Source organism: Janthinobacterium sp. BJB401, assembly GCF_013372745.1.
Classification (GTDB): Bacteria; Pseudomonadota; Gammaproteobacteria; order Burkholderiales; family Burkholderiaceae_D; genus Janthinobacterium; species Janthinobacterium rivuli.
Window position 1 is genome coordinate 41,743 of the sequence record NZ_JABXFH010000015.1, and the last position, 14,697, is coordinate 56,439.

The 14,697-nt window shown below is 66.4% G+C and carries 12 protein-coding genes; 5 read left to right on the top strand and 7 right to left on the bottom strand.

Going from position 1 to position 14,697, the window contains the following annotated elements; all coding sequences use genetic code 11:
• Positions 1–50 precede the first annotated feature (50 nt).
• Entirely contained in the window at positions 51–1,700 is a 1,650-nt protein-coding gene (locus HWE17_RS12280; protein WP_255206223.1) for a DUF4394 domain-containing protein, read from the bottom strand.
• Between the two features lie 195 nt (positions 1,701–1,895).
• Here HWE17_RS12280 and HWE17_RS28665 point away from each other — a divergent pair, with 195 nt between their 5' ends.
• On the top strand, positions 1,896–2,171 hold the full coding sequence (locus tag HWE17_RS28665) for a DUF6150 family protein (protein ID WP_035818247.1): 276 nt from the start codon (positions 1,896–1,898) through the stop codon (positions 2,169–2,171).
• A 24-nt stretch (positions 2,172–2,195) separates the two neighbouring features.
• On the opposite strand, the gene HWE17_RS12290 is transcribed toward HWE17_RS28665, so the two are convergent.
• The 3 genes from HWE17_RS12290 to HWE17_RS12300 are packed head-to-tail and all read right to left on the bottom strand — an operon-like array spanning position 2,196 to position 7,897.
• A complete protein-coding gene (locus tag HWE17_RS12290; protein WP_176388935.1) occupies positions 2,196–3,560 on the bottom strand; it encodes an efflux transporter outer membrane subunit in 1,365 nt (454 codons plus the stop codon).
• Positions 3,560–6,706: an efflux RND transporter permease subunit gene (locus HWE17_RS12295; RefSeq protein WP_176388936.1), complete on the bottom strand. Its 3,147-nt coding sequence runs from the start codon at positions 6,704–6,706 to the stop codon at positions 3,560–3,562. The genes HWE17_RS12290 and HWE17_RS12295 overlap by 1 nt, the downstream gene beginning before the upstream one ends.
• A 33-nt stretch (positions 6,707–6,739) precedes the next feature.
• Positions 6,740–7,897 carry an efflux RND transporter periplasmic adaptor subunit gene (locus HWE17_RS12300; protein WP_176388937.1) on the bottom strand — a complete coding sequence of 386 codons (1,158 nt, stop codon included), beginning with the start codon at positions 7,895–7,897 and terminating at the stop codon, positions 6,740–6,742.
• A gap of 134 nt (positions 7,898–8,031) precedes the next feature.
• Here HWE17_RS12300 and HWE17_RS12305 point away from each other — a divergent pair, with 134 nt between their 5' ends.
• On the top strand, positions 8,032–8,787 hold the full coding sequence (locus tag HWE17_RS12305) for a response regulator (protein WP_176388938.1): 756 nt from the start codon (positions 8,032–8,034) through the stop codon (positions 8,785–8,787).
• The gene (locus tag HWE17_RS12310) at positions 8,787–9,872 is read left to right on the top strand and encodes an ATP-binding protein (RefSeq protein ID WP_176388939.1); all 1,086 of its coding nucleotides are present in this window, start codon (positions 8,787–8,789) and stop codon (positions 9,870–9,872) included. Before HWE17_RS12305 ends, HWE17_RS12310 begins: the two co-directional genes overlap by 1 nt.
• On the opposite strand, the gene HWE17_RS12315 is transcribed toward HWE17_RS12310, so the two are convergent.
• Positions 9,873–10,760: a LysR family transcriptional regulator gene (locus HWE17_RS12315; protein WP_369681727.1), complete on the bottom strand. Its 888-nt coding sequence runs from the start codon at positions 10,758–10,760 to the stop codon at positions 9,873–9,875. It abuts the gene before it with no gap.
• Positions 10,761–10,860: 100 nt separating this feature from the next.
• Here HWE17_RS12315 and HWE17_RS12320 point away from each other — a divergent pair, with 100 nt between their 5' ends.
• Together HWE17_RS12320 and HWE17_RS12325 are read left to right on the top strand one after the other, a co-directional pair.
• Positions 10,861–11,859: an aldo/keto reductase gene (locus tag HWE17_RS12320; protein WP_176388940.1), complete on the top strand. Its 999-nt coding sequence runs from the start codon at positions 10,861–10,863 to the stop codon at positions 11,857–11,859.
• A 109-nt stretch (positions 11,860–11,968) separates the two neighbouring features.
• The gene (locus HWE17_RS12325) at positions 11,969–12,607 is read left to right on the top strand and encodes an NAD(P)H-dependent oxidoreductase (RefSeq protein ID WP_035818233.1); all 639 of its coding nucleotides are present in this window, start codon (positions 11,969–11,971) and stop codon (positions 12,605–12,607) included.
• 66 nt (positions 12,608–12,673) lie between these two features.
• Here the strand turns inward: HWE17_RS12325 and HWE17_RS12330 are convergent, their stop codons facing one another.
• Together HWE17_RS12330 and HWE17_RS12335 are read right to left on the bottom strand one after the other, a co-directional pair.
• Positions 12,674–13,984 (bottom strand): ATP-binding protein, encoded by a 1,311-nt coding sequence (locus HWE17_RS12330; protein WP_035818231.1) that lies wholly within the window; start codon positions 13,982–13,984, stop codon positions 12,674–12,676.
• Positions 13,978–14,643, bottom strand: a complete 666-nt coding sequence (locus HWE17_RS12335; RefSeq protein WP_099403404.1) for a response regulator transcription factor — start codon at positions 14,641–14,643, stop codon at positions 13,978–13,980. Before HWE17_RS12335 ends, HWE17_RS12330 begins: the two co-directional genes overlap by 7 nt.
• Positions 14,644–14,697: the final 54 nt, after the last annotated feature.

Genomic DNA, 14,697 nt, shown 5'->3' on the forward strand with positions numbered 1-14,697 from the left:
TTCTATAATACTGGAATTATTGAATCGAAGCAAAGCTGCGGCGTGTTTCCTTACTTGAGCGCGATGGCAATATCGACCAAGCCCACCGACCCGTTGCCGATGGCGGAAGCGGCCGGCGTGGCCGCCCCGCCGCTCAGCACGGCCGCACCCGTCGCCAGGTCGATGCGGTACAGCGAGCTCGGTCCCGTGGCCGACGTGCGCAAGGCCGCCAGAGCCAGGCCGTTGGCGCCGCCCGCGATGTCGAAGCCCGCGTCGCCCGCCACCGCCACGCCAAGCGCGCCGACGTTGACGAGGGTGCCGTCGTTCGGCGGATTTTGCAGGGCGAGACTGGCGCTGGCCGTGTCGATATCGAACAGCATGGTCGCCGTCGTGCCGGCAAAGCTGTTGCTGTAGGCGGCTGCCGTGACGGCCGGCGTTGCTCCGGCGCGGTTGACGGCGCCGTCGGTGGTGGTGGCACCCGTGTCGACATTGATGCGCAGGCTTTGCCCCGTGTTGCCGATCACGCGCAGGCGGTCGGCGACGGGGTTGAAATCGACGCCAAAGGCCGTACCGGCGATGGCCGTGTACGGCGCGCTGGCATCCGCCGCATCGGCGGCCAGTGTCGCCTTGACGGTGACGGTGCCCGTGTCCGGGGCGATGGTGACGATGCGCCCCGCCGACGATATCCCGTACAGCAAGCCATCCTTGGGACGGATGTCAAAACCCAGCAGGCGCTCGCCCGCCGCCAGGCCCGTCACGGCCACGTTCGCGTCCAGCGTGTTCGGGGTGGCCGTCTTGAAGCTGACGATGCGATTGTCGTCCGTCAGGCCGTAGGCGACGGGCGCCGCCGGCGCTTTCAGGGCGATGCCGCGCAATTCCTCGGTCACGCCGATGGCCGCCACCAGGGTCGCCGGTGCCGTGCTGGCCGCCAGGTTCAGGGTGTACAGGTTGCGCGCGCCGGCCACCGTCATGACGGCGTAGCCCGTATTCGTGCGCGCATCGATGTCGAAACCGGCCACGCCGGTGGCTGCCACGCCCAGCGGCACGGCGCTGGCCAGGGTACCGTTGTTCGGCGGATTTTGCGTGTACAGGGTGGCGTTGGCCGCGTCGATGACGAACAGGGTCGTGCTGGCCGTGCCCGCGAAGCTGTTGCTGTAGGCGGCCGCCGTGATGGCCGTATTGGCCGCGCCGCCATTGATATTGCCATCGGTCGTGGTGGCGCCCGTATCGACATTGATGCGCAGGCTTTGCCCCGTGTTGCTGACGATGCGCAGGCGGTCGGCGACGGGGTTGAAATCGACGCCGAACTCCGTGCCGGCCAGCGCCGTGTAAGGCGCCGTCGCGTCGGCCGCATCGGCCGCCAGGGTGGCTTTGACGGTGGCGGCGCCCGTCACGCCATTCAGGGTATAGATGCGTCCCGTGCTGCCGACGCCGTACAGCTGGCCATCGGCGGGACGGAAATCGATGCCCAGCAGGTTTTCGCCAGCTTGCAAGCCCGTGACCGTGACCGTGGTGCGGATGGTGGCTGGCGTGGCGCGGTCGAACGACAGCAGTTTATTACTGGCGGTGAGCACGAAGACGTCGCCGGGCACCACCACGGGTGGCGGTGGCGGAACAACAACATCGTCATGGTCGCTGCCGCCGCCGCAGGCGGAAAGCGACATGGCGACGGCGGAAACGAGCAGCAGCTTGGCGTATGGCAAGGTTGGCAAATGTGGCATGGTCGTGGCCCCTGTAAGAGTGAGTGAAGGTGCCGCTCATGCCGCGTTTGCGGCGAGCGCACCCCTGTACTACTTGCCATGCGCGCGTTTGGATGCAGCGGCGCAAAAAAAGTTTTGCCGTCGCAGCTGGTGGTTGTCTTTAGGCAACTTAATCGGTGTATAGTCGCAGGCACGATTAAAACCGGGGTCAGGAAAGTGGCGCGCATCTATCAAACCAACAACATGGGCGAAGCCGACGTACGGGTCGCCATCGTGCAGCGTGGCAACGCCGACTTGCTGGTGCACCGCGCGGCCAGCTACGGCCTGGCGCATGGCGACGCGCAGTGGTTCATCACCCGTGAGCGCCAGGATGCGACGGCCAGCATGTACTTCACCTCGCCAGGCTTCGCGCAACTGGCCATCTGTTTTGTCGACAGCGCCAGCGAAGCGGGCTGGACCAAACCACACCGGCTGAAAGGCTGCCTGTCGTAGAAAGGCGCCAAGCCCGCAAGGCCGCTACTCTTCCAGCCCTCCCCCCAGCGCCTTGTACAGGGCCACGGCCGACTTGAACTGGTCGCGCCGCGCATCGAGCAGGATTTGCTGCGCCGCGTACGACTGGCGCTGCGCATCGAGCAATTCCAGGCGGCTATCCTGGCCCGCGTCGTAGCGCAGCTGCGACAACCGCTGACGCTGCCGCGCCGCCACCACCACGCGTTCTTGCGCGGCGATCTGCTGCGCATACGTGGCGCTGCCGGCCAGGCCGTCGCGCACGTCGCGGAACGCCGCCTGTATCGCCTGTTCGTACTGCAGCACGGCCACGTCCTTGCGCAGGCGCGACAGCTGCAGTTCCGCGCGCAGCTGGCCGCCCTGGAACAGCGGTTGCGTCACTTGCGGCGCGAACGACCAGCTGCGCGCGCTGCCGCGGAACAAATCACCCAGTTCCGGGCTGGCAAAGCCCAGCGACGCCGTCAGCGACAGGCGCGGGAAGAAGGCTGCGCGGGCGGCGCCGATTTCCGCATTCGCCGCCACCAGCGCATATTCGGCCTGCAGGATGTCGGGGCGACGGGCCAGCAAGTCCGATGGCAAGCCGGGCGGCAGCTGCGTCAGCACGGGCTGGCCATCGAGCGGCCGGCCTGCCGGCAAGTCCGTTGGCAGCGGCGCGCCGAGCAGCAATTCCAGGTTGTTGCGCGAAAGTAGACTGGCCCGCTCGCGTGCCTGCACGTCCGCTTCCGCCGTCGCCGCCTGCCCTTCGGCCTGCGCCACGTCCAGGCCGCTGCCCTGCTGCGCGCCGTACAGGCGCTGCGTCAGGAGCAAGGCCTGGCGCCAGTCGAGCAGGGTTTGCCGCGCCAGCGCCAGCTGTTCCTCCGCCAGCCGCTGTTCCAGGTAGGCGTCGGCCACGGCGCCGATCAGGGCCATGTGCGCGGCGCGCTGGCCCTGCTGCGTGGCCAGGTAGCGGGCAAACGCGGCGTCCGACAGCGAGCGCAGGCGGCCGAACAGGTCGATCTCGAACGCGCTCATGGCGATGCCGGCAGTGAACTGGTTTTGCGTCACCGCATCGGCGCCGCGCTGGCGCACGCCGCCCGCATTCGCGCCGATGGCGGGATAACGGCCCGCATCCTGGATCTGGTACTGGGCCCGCACGGCCTCCACGTTGAGGGACGCGACGCGCAAGTCGCGGTTGTTTTCCAGCGCGATGTCGACCAGGCGCTGCAGGCGCGCATCGAGCAGCATCTGACGCCAGCCCAGGTCCGCGGCGCTACCCTGCGCAGCGAGTTCGCCATAGCTGGCAGGGATCGGCGCCGCCGGCTTGACCAGCGGCGGCGTCAAGGAACACGCCGACAGGGCCAGCGCGGCCAGGGGTGTGATAAAGAATAAACGCATTACGATTCTCCTTCCACCGCCTTGACGGCGATGCGGTTACTGCGTTTGTTGAAGTACGCGCCCATCTTGTCGACGGCGCCCAGCACCACGACAAAGAACACGGGCACGAAAAACACGGCCAGCACGGTGGCGGTGATCATGCCGCCGAACACGCCCGTGCCGATCGCGTGCTGCGTCTCGGCGCTGGCGCCCGTGGCCAGCATCAGCGGCACCACGCCCAGCGCAAACGCCAATGACGTCATCAGGATCGGGCGCAAGCGCAATCTAGCCGCTTCCACGGTCGCTTCGACCAGTCCACGCCCTTGCGCCTGCAGCTGGCGCGCATACTCGACGATTAAAATGGCGTTCTTCGCCGACAGGCCGATGATCGTGATCATGCCCACCTTGAAGAAGACGTCGTTCGGCATGCCGCGCAACATCACGGCCAGCACGGCGCCCAGCAAGCCCAAAGGCACGACCAGCATCACGGAGACGGGAATCGACCAGCTTTCATACAAGGCCGCCAGCACGAGGAAGACCACCAGCATCGACAGCGCCATCAGCATGGGTGCTTGCGAGGCCGATTCCTTCTCTTGCAGCGACTGGCCCGTCCACGCCAGCGCAAAGCCCGGTGGCAGCTGTTTCACGAGGCGCTCCATTTCCAGCATGGCGTCGCCACTCGATACGCCCGGTGCGGCGCTGCCCGAAATGCGCGCCGCAGGATAACCCTGGTAGCGCACCAGCTGCAGCGGCGACTCGCTCCACACGGGACGCACCAGTTCACCCAGCGCCACCATGCCGCCCGCGTTATTGCGGATGCGCAGGGCCAGCACGTCGTTCAACTGCATGCGCGACGGCGCATCGGCCTGGATGATCACCTGCTGCATGCGGCCAGCGTTGGGGAAATCGTTGACATAGGTCGAACCCATGGCTGCCGTCAGCATGTCGGCAATCGCCGTAAACGACACGCCCAGCGCTTCGGCCTTGGTGCGGTCGATATCGAGGCGCACGCTGGCGCCCGGTGGCAAGCCGTCCGGATACACGCCCGCCACCTTGCCGCTTTGCGCGGCCAGGCCCAGCAACTGGTTCTGCGCCGCCTGCAGGGCAGTGATGCCCTGGTTGGCGCGGTCTTGCAGGCGCATGGAAAAGCCGGACGAGTTGCCCAGTTCATCGATGGCGGGCGGCATCAAACTCATGATCACGCCCTCCTTCGCCTGCGACATGGCCTCCTGCGCCAGCGCCACTTCTTCCTGCGCCGTGGCGCCGTTGCGCTGTTTCCAGTCTTTCAACATGGTGAAGGCCAGGCCCGCATTCGGCCCCGCGCCGGAAAAGCTGAAGCCAAGAATAGACTGGTTCACTTCGATGCCGGGCCGCGTGGCCACGTGCTGCTCGTACAGTTTGACGACATCGAGCGTGCGCTCCATCGTCGCGTCGGACGGCAGCTGGATCGAGGTGATGAAGTATCCCTGGTCTTCTTCCGGCAAAAAGGCCGACGGCAGCTGCATGAAGGCCACGCCCAGCGCCGCGACGATGGCGCCATACACGACCATCGAGCGGCCGGCGCGTTTGAGCATCGCCACAACACCCTTTTCATAGCGGGCCGTCATGCGCTCAAACTGGCGGTCGAACCACAGGAAGAAGCCCTTCTTGTCATGGTCGTGCGGGCCTATCGGTTTGAGCATGGTGGCGCACAGCGCCGGCGTCAGGGTCAAGGCCAGGAACGCCGAGAACAAAATCGACACGGCCATGGCCAGGGTGAACTGGCGGTAGATCGCGCCCACGGAACCGCTGGCCAGCGCCATCGGGATGAACACGGCCGTCAGCACCAGGGTGATGCCCACGACCGCACCGGTGATTTCGCGCATGGCTTTTGACGTCGCTTCCTTCGGCGACAAGCCCTCGGTCGCCATCAGGCGCTCGACCGCTTCCACCACCACGATGGCATCGTCGACGATGATGCCGATGGCCAGCACCATGCCGAACATGGTCAGCACGTTGACGGAATAGCCGGCCATCAGCATGACCGTGAAGGTGCCCATCAGGGCAATCGGCGCGACGATGGCGGGAATCAGGGTGTAGCGTATCTTTTGCAGGAACAGATACATGACGAGGAACACCAGCACCATCGCTTCCAGCAGGGTGACGATCACCTTTTCGATCGAGATTTTCACGAACGGCGCCGTGTCGAACGGTACCGAATACTTGATCCCGGCCGGCATGGTGTGCGCCAGTTCGGCCATGCGCGCGCGCACGGCGGCCGCCGTCTGCACGGCGTTGGCGCCGGGCGACAGCATGATGGCGGCGCCCGACGCGGCTTGCCCGTTTTCGCGGATGCTGAAGTTGAAGCTTTGCGCGCCCAGCGACACTTTCGCCACGTCGCCGATGGTCACTTTCGAGCCATCCGCATTCGCGCGCAGGACGATGGCGGCAAACTCGGCCGGCGTTTGCAGCTGGCCCTGCACCGTCAGCGGAATGGTCACGCGCTGGCCGTGCACGGCCGGCGAATCGCCCAGGCGGCCCGGCGCGATCTGCGCATTTTGCTGCGCGATGGCGGCCGTCAGCTCGCCCATGGCGATGTTGTACGACACCAGCTTGGCCGGATCGACCCAGATGCGCATGGCCCGCTCGGAACCGAACAGCTGCACCTTGCCCACGCCGGGAATGCGGCGCAGTTCTTCCGTCACGTTGCGCGCCAGGTAGTCGCCCAGCGCCACTTCATCGTGCTGGCCATTCTCGGAAATCAGGCTGACGATCATCAGGAAGCCGGACGACGCCGACTCCACCGTCAAGCCGTTTTGCCGCACGGCCTGCGGCAAGCGCGGCTCGATGGCTTTCAGGCGGTTCTGCACGTCCACCTGCGCCATTTCCGGGTTCGTTCCCGGCTGGAAGGTGACGGTGATCGAAGCCGACCCCGACGTGTCGGTGGACGACTCGAAATACAGCAGGTGCTTGACGCCCGACAGTTCGCGCTCGATCAGGCCGACCACGGAATCGTTCATGGTTTGCGGCGTGGCGCCAGGGTAGTTGGCGCTGATGCTGACGCTGGGCGGCGCCACCGAAGGGAAACGCGCAATCGGCAATTGCGGTATGGCGATCAGTCCGAACAGGACGATGAAGACCGCCACCACCCACGCAAAGACGGGGCGGTTGATGAAAAATTGAGGCATGTCGTTAGGCTTTCATTGTATTCAAAGTGGGCATCAACGCGCCTTGGCGGCAGCCGCCGTTGCCACGACGGCCGGCTTCCACGGCTGCGGCGCGGCGGTGGCGCCAGGCTGCAAGCGTTCCTGGCCTTCGATGACGACGGTTTCGCCGGCCTTCAAGCCGCCGTTGACCACGTACTGGTGCTCGACCACGTCGCCCACAGTGATCGTTTTCAGGCTGGCTTTGTTCGTGCCATCGAGGACCCAGGCCTGCGCCTGGCCGCCGCTGCTGCGCAAGACGGCCTGCTGCGGCAACAGCACGCCATTTGCCTGCACGGCGCGGGCAATGCGGGCGCGCACGAACATGCCGGGCAGCAGCTGGCGCTGCGGATTGTCGACCAGCACGCGGACGACGGCGTCGCCCGTACCCGCATCGACGCTGATGCCCGAGAACAGGATGCGGCCCGTGACGGGATGAGGCTGGCCATCGGCGCCCAAAATGGTCACGGGCAGCTTGTCCGCGCCGCCGGTATCCGAGGCTTGCAAGGCGGCCAGCGCGGCGGCCGGCTGGCGCACGTCGACGTACACCTTGTCGATCTGCTGGATGCGCGCCATCGGCGTGGTATCGGCCAGGCCCACGAGCGCGCCTTCCGTCACCAGTTCGGAGCCGATGCGCCCTGCAATCGGCGCCTCGATGCTGGCAAAAGCCAGGTCCAGGCGGCGGCGCGCCAGGCTGGCCCGCGCCTGCGCCACGGTGGCCACGGCTTGCTCGCGCTGGGCCACGGCGTCGTCATACGCCTGGCGGCTGATGGCGTCCGCCTCGACCAGCGGTTTTAACCTGTCGGCCTGGCTGCTGGCGCGCTTGGCCGTGGCCACCGCATGCTGCAGGGCAGCGGCGGCCGAATCGACGTCCGCCTGGAATGGGGCCGGGTTCAGCTGGAACAGCTTCTGGCCCGCTTTTACTTCGGCGCCCTGCTCGAACTGGCGGCGCAGCACGATGCCGCCCACTTGCGGACGGATGTCGGCCGTGCGGAAGGCGGCCACCCTGCCCGGCAATTCATCGCTGAGGACGACGGGCGCCGCTTGCAGCTTGAGCACGGTGACGGCGGCGGGCGGTGCGGCGCCTTCTTCCGGCGCGGGTTGGGAACAGGCGGCAAGGCTGAACAGCGCCGCAGCGATCAAACTATTTTTTTTGGTGAAGGTGCTCGGATGCATGGTCTTTCTCTATGGCAGATCCCAACCGGCGGTCCGGTCGACAGATAGGCCGCAGCATAAAAGCCTTGCGTGGATGTTTCGTCAAAGAAATGTGGAGATTCGATGGAGAGCGTGAAGAATGCTAGACTATTTGGATGAACTATCATCACAGCGCCAGCCAGCCCTCCTTCCTTGCCACCACGCCGCCTTCCGCCCTCGTCCTGATCGCCGAAGATGAACCGCAAATCGCCCGCATCCTCGCCGGCTACCTCGAGCGCGACGGCTACCGCACGGCCTTTGCGCACGATGGCCAGGAAGCGCTGCAGCAGCACCTGGCGCTGGCGCCGGACCTGCTGCTGCTCGACGTGCAAATGCCCCGTGTCGATGGCTGGGGCGTGCTGGCGGAAGTGCGGCGGCGCGGCGAAACGCCCGTCATCATGCTCACAGCCCGCGACCAGGATGCCGACAAGCTGGCTGCCCTGCGCGTGGGCGCCGACGACTACATCATCAAACCCTTCAATCCGGCCGAAGTGGTGGCGCGCGTGGCGGCCGTGCTGCGCCGTTCGCGCGTGCGCCACCACCCGGTGGGCGGCCAGCGCCTGCGCTGCGGCCCCATCGAAATCGACCAGGAAACCTATGTGGCCAGCGTGCTGCGCGATGGCATGGCCCAGCCTCTCATGCTCAGCCTGACGTTGACGGAGTTCCGCCTGCTGGCGCACCTGGCGCGCACGCCGCGGCGCGTCTGCAGCCGCCTGGAATTGCTGGAGTCGTGCATGCCCGAGAGCAATTCGATGGAACGCACGGTGGACAGCCACGTCAGCAAGCTGCGCAAGAAGCTGGAAGAAGCAGGCGTGCTGAACATGCCGGCCAGCCTGCGCGGCGTGGGCTACCGCCTGGAAAGCGACCTCTGATGCGCTTCACAGGCTTGAACCGGCAAATCATCCTGTCGATGTCCGTGCTGATGGTCAGCAGCATCCTGATCATCTGGATCGGTTCCTGGACCTTCTTTGCCATCGCCTTCAAGATCGATCCCGGCATGCTGTCCGAGCCGGACGACTGGTCGCCCAGCACCGTCGAATGGCTGTGGATTTTCGCCATCACCATCTTTGGCCTGGGCCTGGCCGCCTTTTTCGCCCTCAAGCTCGCTTCGCGCATCCTCAAACCGATCAATTCCGTGATGGACAGCGTGCGCCGCGTGGCGCATGGCGACCTGTCCGCGCGCGCCTTCGCGGGCGACCGCAGCCTGGGCGAGACGGCCATGCTGGTCGACGATTTCAACAGCATGGCCGAGCGCCTGCAGCGGGGCGCCAAGGAAAGCGAAACGTGGAATGCGGCCATCGCGCACGAACTGCGCACGCCCGTGACCATCCTGCGCGGCACCTTGCAAGGCGTCGTCGACGGCGTGTTCAAGCCCGAGGAAGTGCCGTTTTCCAGCCTGTTGGCGCAAGTGGAAGACCTGGGACGGCTGATCGAGGACTTGCGCACCCTGAGCCTGGCCGACAGCGGCCACATGCAGCTGCGCATGGCGTGGACGGACCTGACCCTGGAAATCGGCGAAGTGCGCCGCCTGCTGGCGCAGGAGATGGAAGCGGCGGGCTTTACGTTGCAACTGCACCTGTCCGACCATCCCGTCTGCTGCGACGCGGCGCGCATCCGGCAAATCGTGCTGGCCCTGCTCGACAACGCGCGCCGCTATGCGCATCCGGGCCTGCTGCGCGTGCGCACCCGCGTGCAGGCCGGCCAGTACTATCTGAGCGTCGAGGATGCGGGTCCCGGCATCGCGGAAGACCTGGCGCCGCATGTATTCGAAGCGTTCCGCCGCGGCGACAGCGCCAGGGTCGACCTGAACGCGGGCAGCGGCCTGGGACTGGCCGTGGTTGAAGCCATCGCGCGCGCGCATGGCGGCAGCGCCGTCTGCACGCGTGGCAAGGCGGGCGGCAGCGTGTTTACCGTCAAGTGGCCGGTCGAACATGCCGCCCCGCCGCCCGCCGGCTGACTACGCCGGCGCGCGCAGCAAGTCGACAAAGGCGCGCAGCACGGCCGGCATCTGTCGCCGGCTCGGGTAATACAGGAAGTAGCGCGACGGCGGCGGCATGCAGTGCTCCAGCACGCACGCCAGGCGCCCCGCCGCGAGATCGGCGCGCGCATCGGCTTCGTACACGTATGCCAGCCCCGCGCCATCGCGGGCCGCACGCAACATCAATTCATCGTCGTCGAACACGAGCGGGCCGCCGACGGCGATGCTGACACCCTCCCCGTCCTGCTCGAATTCCCACGCATACTGGCGCCCGCTGGGGAAACGCCGGCCTATGCAGGCGTGTTCCAGCAAGTTGCGCGGCGTGCTTGGCGCCCCATGCGCCGCCAGGTAGGCGGCCGACGCCACCACCACGAACGGTTGCGGCGCGCCCACGGGCACGGCGATCATGTCGGCCGCCACCTGCTCGCCGAAGCGGATACCCGCGTCAAAACCGTCGCGCACGATATCGATCATGCCGTCATCGGTGACCACTTCGACCTGCACGCGCGGATAGCAGGCGACAAAACTGGCCAGCATGGGCGCGAGCAGCAGCCGGGCGGCCGGACGGGGCACGTTCAGGCGCAGCTTGCCTGTGGGCACATCCTGCAAGGTGCTCAAGTCCAGCAAGGCATCATCGATTTCGCGCATGGCCGGCGCCAGCCGCGCCAGCAGCATCTGCCCTGCCTCGGTCGGCGTGACGCTGCGCGTGGTGCGGTTCAGGAGGCGCACGCCCAGGCGCTCTTCCAGCGCGCGCAGCGCATGGCTGAGGGCGGAGGCGGACACGCCCCGTTCCAGGGCCGCCTTGCGAAAGCTGCGCAGGCGGGCGACGGCGGCAAAGGCCGCCAATTCGTTCAGATCAGCCATCATTCATGAGTTTCATTCAGCAATACATGCAGGATTAACCATCTTATCGCATGATGTTGCTTCACCCATACTCCTTGCATCTTTTTTTGAAGAGGAGTGAAAAATGGAACACAGAACACTGGGCAACTCCGGCTTGCGCGTCGCCCCCATCGGCCTGGGCTGCATGGGCATGAGCTTTGCCTACGGCGGCGCGGACGAGGCCACCTCGCTGCGCGTGCTGCACCGCGCCGTGGAACTGGGCGTGACCCTGATTGACACGGCGGAAGTCTACGGCCCCTACGTCAACGAGGACCTGGTAGGCCGCGCCCTGAAGCAATTGCGCGGCAAGGTCCACATCGCCACCAAGTTCGGCTTCAGGATATTGCCCCACGGCCAAGGCGTGGAACGCATGGCCGGTGTCGACAGCCGCCCCGAGCATATTCGCCAGGCGGTGGAAGCGTCGCTGTCCAGGCTGGGCATCGAATGCATCGACTTGCTGTACCAGCACCGCGTGGATCCCGCCGTGCCCATCGAGGATGTCGTCGGCGCCATGACCGATCTGGTGCGGGCCGGTAAGGTGCGCCACCTGGGACTGTCGGAAGTGTCGGCCGCCACCCTGCGCCGCGCCCACGCAGTGCACCCGATCACGGCCGTGCAGTCCGAGTATTCGCTGTGGAGCCGCGACGTGGAAGCCGAGGTGCTGCCCGCCTGCCGCGCGCTCGGCATCGGCTTCGTACCCTACAGCCCGCTGGGCCGGGGATTTTTGACGGGCCAGCTAACTTCCAGCGCCGCACTGGCGCCCGACGACTACCGCCACAGCCTGCCCCGCTTCCAGCCGCCCGCGATGGCCGCCAATGCCCATCTCGTTGCCGAACTGCAGCGCCTGGCGGCCGCGCGCGGCGCCACGGCGGCCCAGCTGGCGCTGGCCTGGCTGCTGGCGCAAGGTACTGACATCGTGCCGATACCGGGCGCCCGCAGCCTGGCGCACCTGGAAGAGAACGTGGCCGCCGCGCAGATATTTCTGAGCGACACCGAGCTGGCCGCCATCGGCGCCGCCATCACGCCCGCTGCCGTGCAGGGCGCCCGCTACCCGCAACATGAGCTTGCCATGCTTGGCCTGTAGACAACCGCGCATGAGTGCGCTATACCGGTACTTTTTTGTCCAGCGCACTTGAAATGCCCGAATCCGCTATCATTTCCAATCTGAACTATTCATTATGAAAGAGATTGACATGTCCGCACTGCTCGAAACACTGCAATGGCGCTACGCCACCAAGAAGATGGATCCGACGAAAACGGTGCCGCAAGACAAGGTCGAGCGCATCCTGGAAGCCGTGCGCCTGACGGCCAGCTCCAGCGGACTGCATCCTTACGAAGTCTTCGTCGTGACGAATCCGGCCCTGCGCGAGCAGATCAAGCCGCACGCATGGAACCAGTCGCAAGTGACGGACGCCTCGCATCTGCTGGTGTTTGCCGCCTGGGACAATTACACGGTAGAACGCATCAACGCGCGCTTTGACCTGGTCAATGAAGTGCGCGGCTTCAAGAACGAAGGCTGGGAAGCGTACCGCCAGCAAATCCTGGCCACATATCCGCAGCGCGATGCGGAAACCAACTACCAGCACGCGGCGCGCCAGGCCTACATCGGCGTGGGCACGGCCCTGATCGCCGCAGCGCAGGAAAAGGTCGATTCGACGCCGATGGAAGGTTTTGATCCGGCCAAGGTCGACGAAATCCTGAACCTGCGCGAAAAAGGCCTGCGTTCCGTCGTCATGTTGCCGCTCGGCTACCGCGCCGACGCAGGCGACTGGCTCGTGGACTTGAAAAAAGTGCGCCCTGCGCGCGAGCAATTCATCACCGAGCTGGCGTAAGCGTTTTCAGCGCCTCGCCCGTGACTGAAAAGCGGATGCCCTCGCCGGCATCCGCTTTTTTTGCTTTCAGGCTGGCTGCGGGAAGCGCACCGTCACTTGCAGGCCCCGTCCCTCTTCCCCATCGGCCAGCGCGATGTCGGCTTGGTGGTGCTCGGCGATGTGGCGCACGATGGACAGGCCCAGGCCGCAGCCCCAGGCGTCGTTGCCGTCGGGACGGAAGAAGCGGTCGAACAGGCGCGCATGGTGCTGTTGCGGCACGCCGGGGCCGTTGTCGGACACGCGCAGCAGCGGCCGGCCCTCTTCCAGCGCCGCCTGCAAGTCGACCCTGCCGCCCTGCTGCGTGTAGCGCAAGGCGTTGTCGATCAGGTTATTCAGCAACACTTGCAAGCCGTCGGGATCGGCCTGCACCAATACCCTGGCCGGCGGCGCTTCCACCACGCCCAGGTCGATCGCCCGGCTGTCGGCCAGCGCGCTGTGGTCGGCCACGGCCGCTTCCAGCAATTGCCCCAGGTCCACCGTGTGCAGCTGGCTGGAAGTCAACGCCGTTTCATGGCGCGCCAGACTGAGCAATTGGCGCACGAGGTGCGTGCTGCGATCCAGCCGTTCGTGCAGCCGCGCCAGGGCCACGCGGCGCTCTTCCTCGGTGCCGGCCCGCTCGGCCACCTGCAGCTGCAGTTTCAGCGCCGTCAGCGGCGAGCGCAATTCATGCGCGGCATCGGCGACAAAGGTGCGCTGCGCCGTCAGCGCCGCCTCGAACTGCCCCATCAGGCTATTCAGCGCCAAAGCCACGGGCCGCAGTTCGGGCGGCATGTCGTCGGCCGCCAGCGGCGTCAGGGCGTCCGGCGAACGGCCCGCCACGGATTCGGCCAGCCGGTGCAGCGGCGCCAGCGCGCGCCCGACCACGGCGACGATCAGCAGCGCCAGGATCAGCGCGAACACCAGCAGCGGTGCGCCAGCGCGCGTGGTCATCTGCCAGGCCAGCTGGTCGCGCACGGCCTGCGCCTGCGCCACCTGCACGTAGCGGCCGCGCCGAGTTTCGCCGTACAGGCGCCAGTCCTCGCCGTGCAGCACGACATCGGCAAAGCCGGCCAGCGCATAGCGCGGCAGTGCCGGCTGGCCCTGCAAGACGGGCAAGGGCTGGCCGTCTTCATCCCACGCCTGCAGCACGAACGCTTCTTCCGGGTCTTGCGCGGCGGCCAGGCCCGTCTGCGTCTCGAACTCGTCGGGCAAGGCCACGGCCAGCTGGCGCAGCTGCAAGTCGGCCAGTTCATTGGTTTCTTCCAGCAGAGAGCGGAACAGCGAAATGCCGGCGCCCAGCACGCACAGCAAGGTGGCGGCCAGCAAACCGAGCAGCAACTGACGGCGGATGGTCAGCATGCTGCCACCCGCATCTTGTAGCCCACGCCGCGCACGGTCTGGATGCTGTCAGCACCGAGCTTCTTGCGCAACTGGTACACGTACACGTCGACGGTATTGCTTTCCACTTCGCAATCCCAGCCGTACAGCTTTTCGCTCAGCTGGCGCTTCGACACCACCTTGCCCGGATGGTCGAGCAAGGCACGCAGCACGGAAAACTCGCGCGGCGGCAGCTTGATCAGCTCACCTTCAAACGTGACGTCGTGGCTGGCCAGGTCGAGGATCAGCGCGCCATGCTCGATGACGGAGCGCGAACGGCTGACCCGGCGCCGCAGCAAGGCGCGGATGCGCGCCAGCAGCTCGTCGAGGTCGAAGGGCTTGACCAGGTAATCGTCGGCGCCGCTGTCCAGGCCTTCCACGCGGGCCGGCGTGCCGTCGCGCGCCGTGATGATCAGCACGGGCAACTCGGCGCCCCGCGCACGCATGCTGCGCAGCACGTCCATGCCCTGCTTGCCGGGCAAGCCCAGGTCCAGCAGCATCAAATCGTAGGCGAAACCAGCCAGCGCCAGCTCCGCATCGTGGCCGTCGCGCACCCAGTCGACGGCATAGCACTCGCCGCGCAAGCCCTCGACCAGGCTTTCCCCGATCATCGGATCGTCTTCCACCAGCAATACGCGCACCCGGGCCTCTCAATGTCTTGAAAATGCCACCATCTTACCTTGAGCGGCGCCGCG